This is a genomic window from Mesorhizobium sp. C372A (assembly GCF_030323245.1).
GTDB lineage: Bacteria > Pseudomonadota > Alphaproteobacteria > Rhizobiales > Rhizobiaceae > Mesorhizobium.
This window is the reverse complement of the sequence record NZ_CP100475.1, coordinates 1,085,470-1,102,381: the sequence shown is the minus strand read 5'-3', so window position 1 is coordinate 1,102,381 and position 16,912 is coordinate 1,085,470. Positions and strand designations below refer to the sequence as shown.

The window sequence follows — 16,912 nt, the reverse complement described above, 5'->3', positions numbered from 1 at the left end:
CCGCGCCGAAGCTTAGCCGGCCATCATCTTGTGCTGGACTTCATGGTCGGCATTCGGCGCGGTGTTGTGAACGACCAGTGCCGTCACGATCTCGGCTGCAGCGAGCGCCGCGATCACCGGCGGGCGCTTGTCCCTGACGGCGTCGCCGCCGATCGGGGAGACGAGGCGGGCCAACTCAGCCTCCGTGCCATCCGCCGATTTCAGGAACCAGTTCGTGAACGTCGCTCTCTTGGTTTTCGAGCCGATCATGCCGACATAGGCCGCGTCGTCGCGCTTCAGCGCCTCGGCGACGATGAGGAAATCCAGCGCATGGTCGTGGGTGAGGACGGCGAAGGCGGTGCCGGCGGGAGCGTTTCGAACCTCGGCCTCGGGCATCGGCGTCAGCCGCCTCTCGACCGTCTCCGGCATACCTTCCAGCGCTTCGACCCGCGTCTCAATGACGACGCCATGCACGGGAAGAAGTGCAACCGTCGCGGCCAGCGCCTGGCCGACATGGCCGCCGCCGAAGATATAGACATGCGGCAGGTGGGCTTCCTCGGCTTCTGCGGCCGCGATCAGCTCGGCTGTAAGCGCGGCATCGACGATACGGATCAAGACTTCGACGCGCCCGCCGCAGCACTGGCCGATCTCGGGGCCTAGCGGCACGTCCAGCGTGGCGCAGACTTCGTCGAAGCCAATGCGGGCTTCTTTACCCTCCCCCTTGTGGGGAGGGTCGGTGAGCGGACGCCGTGTGGCGGCGTCAGCGAAACGGGGTGGGGGTGGCTTGGCACGATCGTCCGCACCCCCACCCCGGCCGGCTTCGCCGGCCGACCCTCCCCCCAAGGGGGAGGGTGAAGACCCCACCATCTGCCTCGCCTTGTCGATCGCGATGTACTCGAGCTGACCGCCGCCGATCGTGCCAAAAGTCGCCGCCTGCGAGACGAGCATGAAGGCGCCCTTCTCGCGCGGGGTCGAGCCTTTGGTGTCGGCCACTTCGACCAGAGCAAGCCGGCCGGCGCTGGCGAGAAAAGCTCTGAGGCTTTGCACTTTCGACTTCATATTTCGCATTCCCGTACGGGAAATATAGGGTTTTTCAGTCTGAATTGCACGTTTTGCCAGAATCCAGGTCAGAGTCAGGCGCTATTCTTGGCTTCACCCTTCAGCCGTTCGATCGCCATCAGCACCCGTTCTGGTGTTGCAGGAGCGTCGAGACGCGGACAGACCTTATGATCGGCCACACTTGCCACCGCGTCCGACAGCGCATGCAGCACAGACATGCCGAGCGGGAAGGGCGGTTCGCCGACCGCCTTGGAACGGTGCACCGTCGGCTCGTTGGCCTCCGGCCAGTCGGCCAGCGTGACGTTGAATATCTTCGGCCGGTCGGACGCGAGCGGGATCTTATAGGTCGACGGCGCATGCGTGCGCAGCCGGCCCTTGTCGTCCCACCACAGCTCCTCCGTCGTCAGCCAGCCCATGCCCTGGATGAAGCCGCCCTCGATCTGGCCGAGATCGATGGCGCGGTTCAGCGAGCGGCCGGTTTCATGCAATATGTCGGTGCGCTCGACGACATATTCGCCGGTCAGCGTGTCGACCGAGACTTCCGAGCACGAGGCGCCATAGGCGAAATAATAGAACGGACGGCCCTCGCCCTTGTCACGGTTCCAGTGGATTTTCGGCGTCTTGTAAAAACCCGCCGCCGACAGTTGGATGCGGGCCATATAGGCCTGCTTGACGAGGTCGGTGAAGGCGATCTCCTGGTTGCCGATGCGCACCCGGTTGGGCAGGAAAAGCACCTGCTCGCGCGGCACCTGGTATTTTTCGGCGGCGAAGTCGGTCAGCCGTTCCTTGATCTGGCGGGCGCCGTTCTGCGCCGCCATGCCGTTGAGGTCGGTGCCGGACGACGCCGCGGTGGCCGAAGTGTTGGGCACCTTGCCGGTGGTCGTCGCGGTGATCTTGACCTGGTCGAGGTCGATCTGGAACTCTTCTGCCACCACCTGCGCCACCTTGACGTAGAGGCCTTGCCCCATCTCGGTGCCGCCGTGATTCAGATGCACCGAACCATCGGTGTAGACATGCACCAGCGCGCCGGCCTGGTTGTAGTGGGTGGCCGTGAAAGAGATGCCGAATTTGACCGGCGTCAGCGCCAGGCCGCGCTTGATGAAGCGGCTGTTGGCGTTGAAGGCCTGGATGATGCGGCGGCGCCCCGCATAGTCGGCGCTCGCCTCCAGCTCGGCGACGATGCGGTGGATGATGTTGTCCTCGACCGTCTGGTGATAAGGGGTGACGTTGCGGCCCCCGTCTTTATCACCACTGGTGCCATAAAAATTCTGCTTGCGGATTTCGAGCGGGTCCTTGCCGACGGCAAAGGCAACCTCGTCGATGACCCGTTCGGCGCCGACCATGCCCTGCGGGCCGCCGAAGCCGCGAAACGCCGTGTTCGACACGGTGTTGGTGTAAAGCGGCGCCGATTGCGCATGCACCGCCGGCCAGAAATAGGTGTTGTCGCAATGGAACAGCGCGCGGTCGGTGACCGGGCCGGACAGGTCCGATGAAAAGCCGCAACGCGCCGCGAACATGAAGTCGACGCCAAGAATGTTGCCGGCGTCGTCGAAACCTACTTCGTAGTCGACGAGGAAGTCATGGCGCTTGCCGGTGGCAATCATGTCGTCGTCACGGTCGGGCCGGATCTTGACCGCGCGATGTTGTTTCTTGGCGGCGATCGCAGCCAATGCCGCAAACTGGTTGCCTTGCGTCTCCTTCCCGCCGAAGCCGCCACCCATGCGGCGGATTTCCACTGTGATGGCGTTGCTCGGCACGCCCAGCGCATGGCTGACCATATGCTGGACTTCGCTCGGATGCTGGGTCGAGGAATAGATGGTGACGTCCTGGTCCTCGCCAGGAATGGCCACTGCGATATGGCCTTCGAGATAGAAATGCTCTTGGCCGCCGATGCGCATCTTGCCCTTCAGCCGGCGCGGCGCCGCCTTGATCGCGGCAGCGGCATCGCCACGCTTCAGCGTGAGCGGCGGCGTGACCAGCTTGTCCTTGCGGGGGTCGAGATCGCCAATGTCGGTGACGAAAGGCAATGGACTGTATTCGACCTTGGCCAGCCGGGTGGCGCGGCGCGCCTGTTCGCGCGTCTTGGCAATAACGCAGAAGATCGGCTGACCATAAAACTGCACCTTGTCGTCGGCCAGCACCGGCTCGTCGTGTCGACCGGTCGGCGAAATGTCATTTTCGCCCGGAACGTCCTTGGCCGTCAGCACATCGACGACGCCCGGCGCCGCGCGCACCGCCGACAGATCCATTTTGCTGATCGTCGCATGCGTCGCCGTGGACAGGCCGAGGCAGCCATGCAGCATGCCCGCCGGTTCCGGCATATCGTCGATATAGACCGCGCTGCCGCTGACATGCTTGTGCGCGGAATCGTGGCGCTGGTCGGCGGCGACGCCACCGGAAATCTTCTGCGCCTTGAGATCTGGAGAGGCGTGCTTGTTCATCAGGCCGCCTCGTTGCGTGACACCTGGAACGGCGCCTTGCTGCCGCTGGTTTCGGCAAAAAAGCGCAGCAGCAGGTTCCTGGCCGCCAGCGCCCGGTATTCGGCCGATGCCCGCATATCGGTCAGCGGGGTGAAATCGCCGGCATATTCAGCCATGGCCGCTTCCACCGTTGTCTCCGTCCACGGCTTGCCGAGCAGCGCTTTTTCGACACCGAAAGCCCGCTTCGGGGTGGCCGCCATGCCGCCATAGGCGATGCATATATCGGCCACGGTTCCGTCCTTGGCCAAGTCGAGGAAAAAGGCGCCAAGGGCTGCGGTGATGTCCTCGTCGCGGCGCTTGGTGATCTTGTAGACGGCAAACTTCGTGCCCTTGGCCGGCACGGGAACGTGCACGGCCTCGACGAATTCGCCTGGCTGCCGGTCCTGCTTGCCATAGGCGATGAAGAAATCCTCGAGCGCGATGGTGCGCCGCTTCTTGCCGCGGCGCAGCGTCAGTTGCGCACCCAGCGCGATCAGGGGCGGCGGCGTGTCGCCGATCGGCGAGCCATTGGCGATGTTGCCGCCGATGGTGCCCATGTTTCGTACCTGTTCGCCGCCGATGCGGTCGAACAATGGCCCGAGCGCGGGGATGCGCTTGGCCAGTGTCGCGAAGGCGTCGGTGTAGGTGACGCCGGCGCCGATGGTGATGACATCATTTTCTTCGGAGATCGCGCACAGCCCCTCGAGATTGCCGATGAAGACTACCGGTGAGATGTCGCGCATGTGCTTGGTGACCCACAGGCCGACGTCGGTCGAGCCGGCGACAACAGTGGCGCCGGGTTCCTTGTCCAGTACAGCGGCGAAATCGTCGACGTCAGCCGGCACAACCAGCCGCTGCTTGCCGGCGCCGATTTCGACGCGGGCACCGTCATGCATAGCCTCGAGCCTGGCGGTGATCGCCTTGCGCTCGGCCGCCAGCGGATCCTTCGCCGCCTTGCCGTAGCTGGAGATGGCACGCGCGGCGCGCATGATTGCCTCGTAGCCGGTGCAGCGGCAAAGATTGCCTTGCAAGGCCTTTTCGATCGCGGCATTCGACGGGTCCGGCGACTTCATCCACAGGCCGTAGAGCGACATGACGAAGCCCGGCGTGCAGAAGCCGCATTGCGAACCGTGGAAATCGACCATCGCCTGCTGCACCGGATGCAATTGGCCAGGCGCGCCGCGCAGATGCTCGACGGTGACGACATGGGTGCCGTCGAGCGATCCCAGGAAGCGGATGCAGGCATTGACGCTTTCATAAACCAGCTTGCCGGCGGACAATTTTCCGACCAGCACCGTGCAGGCGCCGCAATCGCCCTCGGCGCAGCCTTCCTTGGTGCCGCGCAGCGAGCGGTCGAGCCGCAACCAGTCGAGCAAGGTCGCGTCGGGCGCCACCGACGACAGCGCGACATCCCTGCCATTGAGGATGAAGCGGATCTCGTTGCGTATGGTGATCTTGGCCATGCGTCAGCTCCCCCTGTAGGTCGAGTAGCCATAAGGAGAGATAAGCAACGGCACGTGATAATGGACGGATTCCGCCATGCCGAAGCGGATCGGCACACTGTCGAGGAAGGCCGGTTCCGGCAGTTTGGTGCCCTGGCCGCGTAGATAGTCACCGGCGGCGAACACCAGTTCGTATTCGCCAAGGCGGAATTCCGCTCCTGCCAGCAGCGGCGCATCGCAGCGGCCGTCGGCATTTGTGACGACGGTCTTCAAATGTATCCGCGCGTCGCTCTCAAGATGATAAAGCGCGATCGACAGGCCCGCCGCCGGCTTGCCGGTCGCAGTGTCGAGCACATGCGTCGTCAGACGTCCGCCATCGGCTTTCGACGTTTCTGCCACTGGCGCCTCCCATTTCCGATACAGCCGAACAAAGCAGTGAATTGTGCGCCAATTAAAGGCGATGCATAAGGCCCGGTCGAGCGGAGTGGCACAAAAACACTTTCAAAAATTTCGGGGGAATGCGCGAGCAACCCTTTCGACTATCCTGATCACAACTTCCGGCAGCGTCCGGCGGGGAGGGGCAATGCGTTACTCTAGAGACATGCGCGGCTACGGAGCCAATCCGCCGGATCCGAAATGGCCGGGCGGTGCGCATGTGGCCGTCCAATTCGTCGTCAACTACGAGGAAGGCGGCGAGAACTGCGTGCTGCACGGCGACAAGGCCTCGGAAGCCTTCCTGTCGGAAATCGTCGGCGCCGCGCCCTGGGTCGGCCAGCGCCACTGGAACATGGAATCGATCTACGAATATGGCGCGCGGGCAGGCTTCTGGCGGCTGCTGCGCCTGTTCAGCGAGGCGCAAGTGCCGGTGACCTGCTACGGGGTCGCCTCAGCATTAGCCCGGTCGCCCGACCAGGTTGCGGCGATGCAGGAGGCCGGCTGGGAAATGGCCTCGCACGGGCTGAAATGGATCGACTACCGCGACCACAGCGCCGAGGACGAGCGCCGCGACCTCGAAGCGGCGATCAAGCTGCACTACGAGGTGACGGGCCAACGGCCGACCGGCTGGTACACCGGCCGCACCTCGGTCAATACGGTGCGGTTGGTGGCCGAAGAGGGCGGCTTCGACTATGTGTCGGACACTTATGACGACGAACTGCCCTACTGGTTCGAGCACAGCGGCGGCGCGCAACTCGTCATCCCCTACACGCTCGATGCCAACGACATGCGTTTCGCCACGCCGCAGGGATTCAATTCCGGCGACCAGTTCTTCGCCTATTTGAAGGACAGTTTCGACACGCTCTATGCCGAGGGCAAAGCGGGCCGGCCGCGGATGATGAATATCGGCCTGCATTGCCGCCTCGTCGGACGTCCCGGGCGGGTGGCGGCGCTGAAGCGCTTCGTCGACTATGTCAGATCGCACGACAAGGTCTGGCTGGCACGGCGCATCGATATCGCCAGGCACTGGCAGGAGAACCACCCTTACCAGCCGGCGGCGCTCAAGCCGTCGAAGATGGCGTTCGAGACCTTCGTCGACACTTTCGGCGGCGTGTTCGAACATTCGCCCTGGATCGCCGAACGTGCCTATGAGCTGGAGCTTGGGCCGGCGCATGACAGCGCCGGCGGCCTGCACAATGCGCTCTGCCGCGTCTTCCGCGCCGCCAGCGAAACCGAGCGGATCGGCGTCCTCAACGCCCATCCCGATCTCGCTGGCAAACTGGCCGAAGCGAGACGCCTCACTGCGGAATCCACACGCGAGCAGGCCTCCGCCGGCCTCGACGCGCTGACCGACAAGGAGCGCGAGCTGTTTTCCAAGCTCAACGCCGCCTACGTCACCACCTTCGGCTTTCCCTTCATCATCGCGGTGCGGGGCAAGACCAAGGAGGAGATCCTCGCCGAGTTCGAGGCGCGCATCGGCAACAGCCGTGGCGTAGAACTCGATACCGCCTGCAAACAGGTCGAGCGCATCGCGCTGCTCCGCCTGAAAGACATGCTCCCGCTCTAATGAAATGACTGAGGGGTCAGGACCCAATGGATATGATCAAGACTGACCAGAAAACCTATTATGCACCGCATGGGGGCCATCCCGGCCAAAATGAGCTTTTGACCGGCCGCGCCGTCTTCACCGAGGCCTATGCCGTCATACCGAAGGGAGTGATGCAGGACATCGTCACCAGCCCCCTGCCGTTCTGGGACGAGACCAGGGCCTGGATCATCGCCAGGCCGCTGTCGGGTTTCGCCGAGACATTTTCGCAGTACATCATCGAGGTCCTGCCCGGCGGCGGCAGCGACCGGCCCGAGCCGGACGCCGGCGCCGAGGGCGTGCTGTTCGTGGTTGAGGGCGAGTTGACCGTTTCGCTGGCCGGCAAGAAGCACGTGCTGCAAGCCGGCGGTTTTGCCTTCCTGCCGCCGGACAGCGGCTGGACGGTGCGCAACGAAGGTCGCGACGCCGTACGCTTCCACTGGATCAGGAAGGCCTATGAGGCCGTCGACGGCATCGACGCGCCGGAAGTCCTGTTCAGCAGTGACCAGCAAATGGCGCCGACGCCGATGCCCGGCACCGAGGGTCGCTGGGCGACGACCCGTTTCGTCGATCCAGCCGACATGCGCCACGACATGCATGTCACCATCGTTACGCTCGAGCCTGGCGCCGTCATCCCGTTTGCCGAGACGCATGTCATGGAGCACGGGCTCTATGTCTTGGAAGGCAAGGCGGTCTACCGCCTCAACCAGGACTGGGTCGAGGTCGAGGCCGGCGACTTCATGTGGCTGCGCGCCTTCTGCCCGCAGGCCTGCTACGCGGGCGGCCCAGGCAAATTCCGCTATCTCCTTTACAAGGACGTCAACCGGCACGCCAAGCTCGGCGGGGCGGGCATTGGCGGTCGCGCGCGGTGACCCGCATCACAGCGCGGCCGCTGACCCGCGAAAGCTTTGCCGGCTTCGGCGATGTCATCGACATGGGCGGCGGCAATCACTACCCGATCAATGGCGGCAAGACCGAGCGCTACCACAATCTCGCCACCGCTGAAGCCGCGGGACCGAATGCCCGCGTGCTGATCTCGATGGCGCGCGGCACGCCTTACGACCTGCCGCTGAAGCTGACCATGGTCGAGCGCCATCCCTTAGGCAGCCAGGCGTTCATCCCGCTGTCACCGCGGCCTTTCCTGGTCGTCGTCTGCCATGACGGCAAGGACGGTCCGCGCGAGCCGCATGCCTTCATCACCGCACCGGGGCAAGGCGTCAACTATCCGCGCAATCTCTGGCACGGCGTGCTGACACCACTCGGTGAAGCGCAGGATTTCGTCATCGTCGACCGCGGCGGTGACGGCTCCAACCTCCAAGAGTTCCATTTCTCGCACCCCTACGAAATCCATCTCCCCAACGAGACCTGAGAAATGACCGACATATCGCTGATCGACCGCCTGCTCGATGTCATCGAGCACGACATCGTGCCGAAAACGGCAGAGGGCGTGGCCCATGGGAACAAGCTGTTCGGCGCCGCCATCCTGCGGAAGGGCGACCGCTCGCTGGTGCTGGCCGAAACCAACAACGAGATGGAAAATCCGCTCTGGCATGGCGAGGTGCACTGCCTGAAGCGTTTCTATGAAATGCCGAAAGCCGAGCGCGTCGACACCAAGGACGCCATCTTCATCGCCACGCATGAGCCCTGCTCGCTCTGCCTGTCGGCGATCACCTGGACCGGCTTCGACAATTTCTACTACCTCTTCAGCCACGAGGATTCACGCGACAGCTTTGCGATCCCGCACGATCTGAAAATCCTGAAAGAGGTCTTCACTCTTGATCCCGGCGGCTACAATGCCGAGAACGCTTATTGGAAGAGTTTTTCCATTCGCAGGCTGGTGCGGGCGCTGCCCGAGGCCGAGCGCGGCCGGCTTGAGGCAAGGATCGGCAATATTTCCACCCGCTACGACGAACTGTCCGGCGCTTATCAGGCGCGCAAGTCCGAAAACGACATTCCGCTGAACTGACGCGGATTGCCTAGCCTACCTTCGCGTTTTTCAGCACCTCGTTGATCCTGGCCTGCCAGCCCTTGCCGGTCGCCTTGAATTTACTGATGACATCCTGATCCAGACGGATGGACACGACTTGCTTAGGCTTCTCCACGGCTGGCCGGCCACGAGCACGCCTTATGCTCTCGAAAAGTTCTGGAAACACTTCCGCGAAAGGCCTGGCTTGCGCCAACTGTTCGTCTGTCGTCTCCGCATCGTCGGGATCATCAACAATTTGTCTTTGAATTTCCACTTCCTCCGCATCGGTAAGCGGTCGAACACGCGATTTATGATTGTTCATATACTGACCTTTCCTTTCGGCTGGCACGGCGCATCGAGATCACCGAAATCGCCTCCGAACCAAGCGGCTTGAAAATCACGGCCAGGATGATCTCTCCGAATTCGCCAATCGCCTTGAACCGGTCGGCCTTGGCTGGAAAGACGGTTGAAGTCGCAAAAAACTCAATATCGAGTTCGGCAAAATCGAGACCCCGGCTGTCCAGGTTCGTCACGCGCTTTGGCTCGTCCCAAACGATTTTCAGGCGAAACCATCCTCATCACGTTGGGTTCAGTTAATAAATGTAATACATTAATTATAATCCTGCAACATCAGGGCAAAACAATCGGGCTACATATCGTGGCGTCGTCGCGGCGACACCGGCCGTCGCCCGTTTGACTTCATGACATGCCCGCTTCATGCGTCACTGACATCCTGGAGCATCGCATGAAAACCATCACCGAATTTCCCCGCAAGGTCGTCGAATTCCCCGATATGGGCATCGTCATGCCGGATGGTTGCCGGCTGTCGGCGCGGGTTTGGATGCCGGAGGACGCCAGCAGCGATCCGGTGCCGGCGATCCTCGAGCACCTGCCCTACCGCAAGCGCGACGGCACCATCTTTCGCGATCAGCTGACGCATCCCTATTTCGCCGGCCACGGCTACGCCTCGATCCGCGTCGACATGCGCGGCAATGGCGATTCCGAAGGGCTGATGGACGACGAATATTCCGAACAGGAATTGCAGGACGCCTGTGATGTGATCGCCTGGGCGGCCAGCCAGCCCTGGTGCAATGGCAGCGTCGGCATGATGGGCATTTCCTGGGGCGGCTTCAACTGCCTGCAGGTGGCGGCCAAGCAGCCGCCGGCGCTGAAAGCGGTGATCAGCCTGTGCTCGACCGTCGACCGCTACGCCGACGACATCCACTACAAGGGCGGCTGCCTTTTGACCGAGAATTTCGGCTGGGCCTCGACCATGCTCTCCTACTCATCGCGTCCGCCGGATCCGCTGATCGCCGGCGACAACAGATGGCGCGACCTCTGGCTGACGCGGCTGGAGAACCAGTCTTTTCTGCTGCCGCTCTGGCTCAGCCACCAGCATCGTGACGCCTACTGGAAACGCGGTTCGATCTGCGAGGATTTCTCCGCCGTCAAAGCCGCCGTGCTGTCGATCGGCGGCTGGCATGACGGTTATCGCAACACGATCTCGCATCTGGTCACCAACATCCAGGCGCCGGTGAAGGGCATTGTCGGGCCATGGATCCACAAATACCCGCATTATGCCGAACCCAAACCCGCCATCGGCTTCCTGCAGGAGGCGTTGCGCTGGTGGGACAACTGGTTGAAGGGCGTCGACACCGGCGTCGAGGCCGACCCGGACTACCGCGCCTATGTCATGGACAGTGTGCGGCCGGCGCGCTGGCACCCGGAGCGGCCGGGCCGTTGGGTGGCCGAACAGGAATGGCCGTCTCCCAACATCAAGGTCGGGGCGATCGAACTCATTGCTGACGGAGTCAGGCCGGCGATCGTGGCGACCCCGCAAAGCTGCGGGCTCGCCGGCGGCGAATATTTTCCCTTCACCTTTGGCCCGGAACTGCCCGGCGACCAGCGCCCGGACGATGCGCTGTCCGTCTGCTTCGATCAGCCTGTGCTTGCCGAGGCACTCGACATCGTCGGCGCGCCGGAGCTTCTCATCCGGGTGTCGTCCGATCGCCCGCAGGCGAACATCGCGGTGCGGCTGTGCGACGTGCACCCCGACGGCGCCTCGGAACTTATCTCCTACGGCGTGCTCAACCTGACGCATCGTGCTTCGCACGAACAGCCGCAAGCGCTGGTGCCGGGCGAAACGGTTTCGGCGCGCGTTATTCTCGACCAGTGCGCCTACCGCGTGCCGGCCGGACACCGCCTGCGCATCGCTGTTTCCAACGCTTACTGGCCGATGATCTGGCCGTCGCCGGAGCCGGTGCGGCTAGACCTTTCAGCGGCGACGCTGAGGCTGCCGCTGCGCCCGCTCGCAAAAGCCGACGAGACCTCGTTCCAGTCTCCCGAAGGCGCAACACCCTGGGCAACCGCGACAGTTCGTGCAGCGAATTCCGAGCGTCACGTCGATCGGGATGAGAAGACCGGCATCGTCACGCTGTCGATCACGGATGATTTCGGAGAAGTGCGCGATCTCGCGCATGGACTGGCCAATGGCAGCATTGCCCGCGAGAGCTGGACGATCCACCCCGACGAGCCGCTGTCTGCCTCGGGCCGCACGCACTGGACGCAGACCTTGTCGCGAAACGGATGGTCGGTGCGCACCGAGACGTCGGCTGAAATGCGCTGCGATGCGCAAAACTTCATCGTCAGCGCCAGAATCGAAGCCTATGAGGGCGAAACGCTGGTTTTCGAACGCGATTTCGAAGAGACGATCCCGCGCGACCTGCTCTGAGCGTCCACGCGACTGGTCCAGTTGCGACGCACGATTTACGCCACGGCATGTCGCATTCCGTCTTGCTTACCGCTTTGCCTTCCGGTCAATATCCCTTTGGTAACAACAAGCAAAAAACGACCATAAGGTCGAACCAACAGAGTGAGGAACTCAAATGTCCAACGAACTCGAATATCTGAGCCGGCGCGTTGCGTCCGGCAAGCTGAGCCGTCGTGATTTCCTCGGCCGCGCCGCAGCACTCGGCGCCACAGCGCCCTTCGCCAATATGCTGCTTTCCAGTGCGGCTCGCGCGGAAGGCCCGGTCAAGGGCGGCACGCTGAAGGCCGGCCTCGTCGGCGGCGAATCCACGAACAGCCTGGACCCGGCTTTGTTCATGACGCAAGTGCCGTTCGCTTTTGGCAAGATGTGGGGCGAACTGATCGTCGAGCTGTCTCCGGAAGGCAAGCTCGAGAACCGCATCGCCGAAGAGATCGGCTCGTCGGACGACGCCAAGGTGTGGACGCTGAAAATCCGCGACGGCGTCGAATTCCACAACGGCAAGACGGTGACCGCTGAGGATGTGGCGGCAACGCTCGAGCGCCATTCTGATGAAAAGTCGAAGTCCGGCGCGCTGGGCTACATGAAGGGCATCGACAGCATCAAAGCCAGTGGCAAGGAAGTCGTCCTGACGCTGAAGGAGGCCAACGCCGACCTTCCCTATCTCCTCAGCGACTACCACCTCATCGTCCAGCCCAACGGCGGCAAGGACAAGGCGGATGCCGGCATCTCGGCAGGACCCTACAAGGTCACTACCAACGAGCCCGGCGTGCGCCATGGCGGCGAGCGCTTCGCCAATTACTGGCAGGCCGACAAGATGGGCCATGCCGACCAGATCGAGATCATCGTCATCAACGACGCGACCGCGCGCACGGCGGCCCTGCAGGGCGGCCAGGTTAACATGATCAACCGCGTCGAGCCGAAGATCGTCGACCTCATCAAGCGCGTACCGGGCGTCACCATCCGCAACCATGCCGGCCCCGGCCACTACGTCTTCATCATGCATTGCAACACCGCGCCCTTCGACAACAGCGACCTGCGCATGGCGCTGAAGCTCGCGATCGACCGCGAAGAGATGCTGAACAAGGTGCTGCGCGGCTACGGCTCGCTCGGCAACGACTTCCCGATCAATTCGTCCTATCCGCTGTTTTCCGAGATCGAGCAGCGCAAATATGATCCCGACAAGGCCAAGTTCCACTACAAGAAGTCGGGCCATGACGGCACCGTGCTGCTGCGCACCTCCGACGTCGCCTTCCCGGGCGCGGTCGACGCCTCGCAGCTCTTCCAGCAGAGCGCGGCCAAGGCCGGCATCAAGATCGAGCTCAAGCGCGAGCCCGGCGACGGCTACTGGAACGAGGTCTGGAACAAGCAGCCCTTCTGCGCCTCCTATTGGGGCGGCCGCTCGACCCAGGACCAGATGTACTCGACCGCCTATCTGTCGACCGCCGACTGGAACGACACCCGTTTCAAGCGTCCGGACTTCGACAAGCTGGTGCTGGCCGCACGCGCCGAACTCGACGAGACCAAGCGCAAGCAGATGTACCACGACATGGCCGTGCTGGTGCGCGACGAGGGCGGCCTGATCCTGCCGATGTTCAATCAGTTCATCGATGCGACAGGCGCCAAGGTCGGCGGCTGGGTAGACGATCCGCATCAGGAGCTGATGAACGGCTACGCGCTGGCGAAGTGCTGGCTCGAAGCCTGAGCCCGGCTTTGCGGATATGTCCTCACCCGTCGTGAAACTTGTGGCCCAGCGCGTTGCGCTGGGCATCGTCCTCTTGCTGGCCGTTTCGGTCCTGATCTTCGCCGGCACCCAGATCCTGCCCGGCGACGTCGCGCAAGCCATTCTCGGACAGTCGGCGACGCCGGAATCGCTCGCCAATCTGCGCGAGCAGCTCGGCCTGAATCAGCCGGCTTACATCAGGTATTTCCATTGGCTAGGCGGTGTGCTCACCGGCGATCTTGGCACGGCGATGTCGAGCGGCCAGGATATTGCCACGTCGATCAAGGGGCGGCTGTGGAACACGCTGTTCCTCGCCTTCTGGGCTGCGATCGTGGCCGTGCCGCTGGCCATCATCCTCGGCCTGATCGCCGTGCGTTACCGCAATGGCTGGGTCGACAAGCTGATCTCCGGCCTGGCGCTCGCCTCGACATCTTTCCCGGAATTCTTCATCGGCTATGTGCTCGTCTATTTCTTTGCCGTGAAGTATCAATGGTTCCCGGCCATTTCCACGGTCTATGACGGCATGCCGTTCGGTGAGCGCATGCAGGCGATCGCGTTGCCAGCCACCGCGCTGACGCTGGTTGTGCTAGCGCATATGATGCGTATGACCCGCGCGGCCATCCTCAACGTCATGCAGTCGGCCTATGTCGAGACGGCAGAACTGAAAGGCCTGTCGGCCTTCAACGTCATCCGCAAGCATGCTTTCCCCAATGCCATAGCGCCGATCATCAACGTCGTCATGCTCAACCTCGCCTACCTCATCGTCGGCGTCGTCGTGGTCGAGGTGATCTTCGTCTATCCCGGCATGGGACAATATCTGGTCGACCACGTCACCAAGCGCGACGTGCCGGTGGTGCAGGCGGTCGGCCTGGTCTTCGCCGCCGTTTATATCAGCCTGAACATCATTGCGGACATCGGGGCGATCGTCGCCAATCCGCGCCTCAGACATCCGAAATAGGCGGCGGGCATGCTCGACATCAAACGCATCCCCATCCCCGCGCTGATCGGCATCGTGCTGACGGCTATGTTCGTGTTGGCGGCAGTTTTCGCACCGTTGATCGCACCGTACGGCAATGCCGAAATCGTCGGCGATGTCTGGGAACCGATGACGGCGGCACATTTGCTGGGCACCGACAATCTCGGTCGCGATCTTCTGTCGCGCATGATCTACGGCGCTCGCATCACGCTGTTCATCGCGGTGCTGGCCACCGCGCTGTCATTCTCGCTCGGCGCCATCCTCGGCTTTTCGGCGGCGGTGTTCGGCGGCTGGTTCGACACGCTTCTGTCGCGCCTTGTCGATCTGCTGATGTCGATCCCGACCCTGATCATGGCGCTCGTCGTGCTTTCGGTGCTGCCGACCAATCTGGTGACGCTGATCCTGGTGATGGGCGTCCTCGACTCGACCCGCGTCTACCGGCTGTCGCGCGCGGTGGCCGTCGACATCAACGTCATGGACTATGTCGAGGCCGCCAAGCTGCGGGGCGAAGGCAGCGGCTGGATCATCTTCCGCGAGATCCTGCCCAACGCGCTTTCGCCGCTGGTCTCGGAACTTGGCCTGCGCTTCATCTACGCGGTGCTGTTCTTGTCGACGCTCTCCTTTCTCGGGCTTGGCGTGCAACCGCCGGATGCCGACTGGGGCGGCATGGTCAAGGAGAACAAGGACGGCATCGTCTTCGGTATCGGGGCGGCACTCATTCCCGCCGCGGCGATCGCAGCACTGGCGATTTCGGTCAATCTGGTCGCCGACTGGGTGCTCAACCGCACGACAAGCCTGAAGGGAGGACGCGGGTGATGGCTGACACAAAAGCAAAGCCCGGCCTGCTGCTCGATATCCGCAATCTGCGCATCGAAGCGACAGTGTTTCCGCCCGGCGAGGCGCCGAAGAACATCGTTTTGGTCCACGATGTCTCGCTGACGCTGGAAAAGGGCAAGGTGCTCGGCCTGATCGGCGAGTCCGGCGCCGGCAAGTCGACCATCGGCCTGTCGTCGATGGGCTATGGCCGTGGCGGCGTGCGCATCACCGGCGGAGAGGTGCTGCTCAACGGCCGCGATATCCTCAAGGGCGGCAAGGAAGGTTTCCGCAAATTGCGCGGCCGCGAGGTCTGCTATGTCGCGCAGTCGGCGGCCGCGGCCTTCAATCCGGCGCACAAGCTGATGGACCAGGTGGTGGAAGCAACGCTGCTGCACGGCACGGCGACACGCGCCGAGGCCGAGAAACGTGCCGTGGCGTTGTTCAAGAAGCTCAGCCTGCCAAACCCCGAAATCATCGGCGAACGGTTCCCGCACCAGGTCTCCGGCGGTCAGTTGCAGCGGGTGATGACGGCTATGGCGCTGTGTTCGGAACCCGACCTGATCGTCTTCGACGAGCCGACCACGGCGCTCGACGTGACGACGCAGATCGACGTGCTGGCGGCGATCAAGGACGCCATCCGCGACACCCATGTCGCGGCGCTCTACATTACCCACGATCTTGCCGTCGTCGCCCAGGTCTCGGACGAGATCATGGTGCTGCGCCATGGCAGGCTGGTCGAATGGGGCGGCACTCGCCAGATCATCAAGGAGCCGCGCCAGGAATACACCAATGCGCTGGTCTCGGTGCATGAGATCGAGCATGCCGAGCAGAAGCCCGGCGCCGCGCCGTTCCTGTCGGTCAAGAACGTCACCGCCGCTTACGGCGGCAGCCACGTCAAGGTGCTGAAGAACGTCTCGGTCGACATCTTTCCGGGACAGACGCTGGCTGTCGTCGGTGAATCCGGCTCCGGCAAGTCGACGCTGGCGCGCGCCATCACCGGGCTGTTGCCGCCGGAAGAAGGCACCGTCACCTTCGACGGCAGGCCGCTCGCCAACAGGCTTGCCGACCGGCCGAAGGAGGATCTGCGGCAATTGCAGATGATCTACCAGATGGCCGACGTGGCGATGAACCCGCGCCAGACCGTCGGCACCATCATCGGCCGGCCGCTGGAATTCTACTTCGGCATACGCGGTCGCGAGCGCGACAAGCGCGTCGCCGAACTGCTCGACGAGATCGAGATGGGCAAGGGCTTTCTCGATCGTTATCCGGCCGAACTCTCCGGCGGCCAGAAACAGCGCGTCTGTATCGCCCGCTCGCTCGCTGCCAAGCCCAAGCTGATCATCTGCGACGAGGTGACATCGGCGCTCGACCCGCTGGTGGCCAACGGCATTCTCAAGCTGCTGCTCAACCTGCAGCAGCACGAGAAGGTCGCCTACCTCTTCATCACCCACGATCTGGCGACGGTGAAGTCGATCGCCGATTCGATCGCGGTGATGTACCGCGGCGAGGTGGTGCGCTACGGCGCCAAGAGCAAGGTGCTGACGCCGCCCTTCGACGCCTATACCGACCTGCTGCTGTCGTCCGTTCCCGAGATGGAGATCGGCTGGCTGGAAAAGGCGATCAAGGGACGGCGCATGGCGAGCGCGGGGAATTAGTAGGGAATTCGCGGCCTTTGTCGCGAAAACTTCCTTCAACGGCAAAAGCT

Annotated in this window: 15 protein-coding genes; 9 read left to right on the top strand and 6 right to left on the bottom strand. The window is 63.1% G+C overall.

The window, feature by feature from the left end; all coding sequences use genetic code 11:
* Positions 1–12: 12 nt before the first annotated feature.
* The 4 genes from xdhC to uraH form a co-directional block, all read right to left on the bottom strand.
* Entirely contained in the window at positions 13–1,038 is a 1,026-nt protein-coding gene (gene xdhC / locus NLY42_RS05095) for a xanthine dehydrogenase accessory protein XdhC (protein ID WP_286489088.1), read from the bottom strand.
* 74 nt (positions 1,039–1,112) lie between these two features.
* Positions 1,113–3,479 carry a xanthine dehydrogenase molybdopterin binding subunit gene (gene xdhB / locus NLY42_RS05090; RefSeq protein ID WP_023755797.1) on the bottom strand — a complete coding sequence of 789 codons (2,367 nt, stop codon included), beginning with the start codon at positions 3,477–3,479 and terminating at the stop codon, positions 1,113–1,115.
* Entirely contained in the window at positions 3,479–4,960 is a 1,482-nt protein-coding gene (xdhA, locus tag NLY42_RS05085; RefSeq protein WP_023755798.1) for a xanthine dehydrogenase small subunit, read from the bottom strand. Before xdhA ends, xdhB begins: the two co-directional genes overlap by 1 nt.
* Before the next feature lie 3 nt (positions 4,961–4,963).
* Positions 4,964–5,338, bottom strand: coding sequence for a hydroxyisourate hydrolase (gene uraH / locus NLY42_RS05080; RefSeq protein WP_023694734.1), 375 nt, complete (start codon positions 5,336–5,338; stop codon positions 4,964–4,966).
* 184 nt (positions 5,339–5,522) lie between these two features.
* On the opposite strand from uraH, the gene puuE reads away from it, so the two are divergent.
* The 4 genes from puuE to NLY42_RS05060 are packed head-to-tail and all read left to right on the top strand — an operon-like array spanning position 5,523 to position 8,925.
* Positions 5,523–6,941, top strand: a complete 1,419-nt coding sequence (gene puuE, locus NLY42_RS05075) for an allantoinase PuuE (protein WP_023755799.1) — start codon at positions 5,523–5,525, stop codon at positions 6,939–6,941.
* A 32-nt stretch (positions 6,942–6,973) separates the two neighbouring features.
* On the top strand, positions 6,974–7,831 hold the full coding sequence (locus tag NLY42_RS05070) for a bifunctional allantoicase/(S)-ureidoglycine aminohydrolase (RefSeq protein WP_460221660.1): 858 nt from the start codon (positions 6,974–6,976) through the stop codon (positions 7,829–7,831).
* A complete protein-coding gene (locus NLY42_RS05065; protein ID WP_023755801.1) occupies positions 7,828–8,328 on the top strand; it encodes an ureidoglycolate lyase in 501 nt (166 codons plus the stop codon). The genes NLY42_RS05070 and NLY42_RS05065 overlap by 4 nt, the downstream gene beginning before the upstream one ends.
* Positions 8,329–8,331: 3 nt before the next feature.
* Positions 8,332–8,925, top strand: a complete 594-nt coding sequence (locus NLY42_RS05060; RefSeq protein ID WP_023671383.1) for a nucleoside deaminase — start codon at positions 8,332–8,334, stop codon at positions 8,923–8,925.
* Between the two features lie 10 nt (positions 8,926–8,935).
* Here NLY42_RS05060 and NLY42_RS05055 read toward each other — a convergent pair whose 3' ends face one another.
* The gene (locus NLY42_RS05055; RefSeq protein WP_023755802.1) at positions 8,936–9,247 is read right to left on the bottom strand and encodes a BrnA antitoxin family protein; all 312 of its coding nucleotides are present in this window, start codon (positions 9,245–9,247) and stop codon (positions 8,936–8,938) included.
* The gene (locus tag NLY42_RS05050) at positions 9,234–9,488 is read right to left on the bottom strand and encodes a BrnT family toxin (RefSeq protein ID WP_023755803.1); all 255 of its coding nucleotides are present in this window, start codon (positions 9,486–9,488) and stop codon (positions 9,234–9,236) included. Before NLY42_RS05050 ends, NLY42_RS05055 begins: the two co-directional genes overlap by 14 nt.
* Before the next feature lie 182 nt (positions 9,489–9,670).
* Between NLY42_RS05050 and NLY42_RS05045 the strand changes: the two genes are divergently transcribed.
* From NLY42_RS05045 to NLY42_RS05025, 5 genes are all read left to right on the top strand, one after another.
* Positions 9,671–11,656: a CocE/NonD family hydrolase gene (locus NLY42_RS05045; protein WP_023755804.1), complete on the top strand. Its 1,986-nt coding sequence runs from the start codon at positions 9,671–9,673 to the stop codon at positions 11,654–11,656.
* A 154-nt stretch (positions 11,657–11,810) separates the two neighbouring features.
* A complete protein-coding gene (locus tag NLY42_RS05040; protein WP_023755805.1) occupies positions 11,811–13,397 on the top strand; it encodes an ABC transporter substrate-binding protein in 1,587 nt (528 codons plus the stop codon).
* A gap of 16 nt (positions 13,398–13,413) precedes the next feature.
* Complete coding sequence (locus NLY42_RS05035) at positions 13,414–14,373, top strand: ABC transporter permease (protein ID WP_023671388.1); 960 nt, start codon at positions 13,414–13,416, stop codon at positions 14,371–14,373.
* Positions 14,374–14,382: 9 nt separating this feature from the next.
* Positions 14,383–15,207 carry an ABC transporter permease gene (locus NLY42_RS05030; RefSeq protein ID WP_023671389.1) on the top strand — a complete coding sequence of 275 codons (825 nt, stop codon included), beginning with the start codon at positions 14,383–14,385 and terminating at the stop codon, positions 15,205–15,207.
* Positions 15,207–16,862: an ABC transporter ATP-binding protein gene (locus tag NLY42_RS05025; protein ID WP_023694741.1), complete on the top strand. Its 1,656-nt coding sequence runs from the start codon at positions 15,207–15,209 to the stop codon at positions 16,860–16,862. Before NLY42_RS05030 ends, NLY42_RS05025 begins: the two co-directional genes overlap by 1 nt.
* Positions 16,863–16,912 lie beyond the last annotated feature (50 nt).

Coding starts and splice junctions, on each gene's coding strand:
- xdhA (WP_023755798.1), bottom strand. CDS start 4,960: ATGGCCAAGATCACCATACGCAACGAGATCCGCTTCATCCTCAATGGC.
- NLY42_RS05070 (WP_460221660.1), top strand. CDS start 6,974: ATGATCAAGACTGACCAGAAAACCTATTATGCACCGCATGGGGGCCAT.
- NLY42_RS05025 (WP_023694741.1), top strand. CDS start 15,207: ATGGCTGACACAAAAGCAAAGCCCGGCCTGCTGCTCGATATCCGCAAT.
- xdhB (WP_023755797.1), bottom strand. CDS start 3,479: ATGAACAAGCACGCCTCTCCAGATCTCAAGGCGCAGAAGATTTCCGGT.
- NLY42_RS05040 (WP_023755805.1), top strand. CDS start 11,811: ATGTCCAACGAACTCGAATATCTGAGCCGGCGCGTTGCGTCCGGCAAG.
- NLY42_RS05060 (WP_023671383.1), top strand. CDS start 8,332: ATGACCGACATATCGCTGATCGACCGCCTGCTCGATGTCATCGAGCAC.
- NLY42_RS05045 (WP_023755804.1), top strand. CDS start 9,671: ATGAAAACCATCACCGAATTTCCCCGCAAGGTCGTCGAATTCCCCGAT.
- NLY42_RS05035 (WP_023671388.1), top strand. CDS start 13,414: ATGTCCTCACCCGTCGTGAAACTTGTGGCCCAGCGCGTTGCGCTGGGC.
- NLY42_RS05055 (WP_023755802.1), bottom strand. CDS start 9,247: ATGAACAATCATAAATCGCGTGTTCGACCGCTTACCGATGCGGAGGAA.
- xdhC (WP_286489088.1), bottom strand. CDS start 1,038: ATGAAGTCGAAAGTGCAAAGCCTCAGAGCTTTTCTCGCCAGCGCCGGC.
- NLY42_RS05030 (WP_023671389.1), top strand. CDS start 14,383: ATGCTCGACATCAAACGCATCCCCATCCCCGCGCTGATCGGCATCGTG.
- puuE (WP_023755799.1), top strand. CDS start 5,523: ATGCGTTACTCTAGAGACATGCGCGGCTACGGAGCCAATCCGCCGGAT.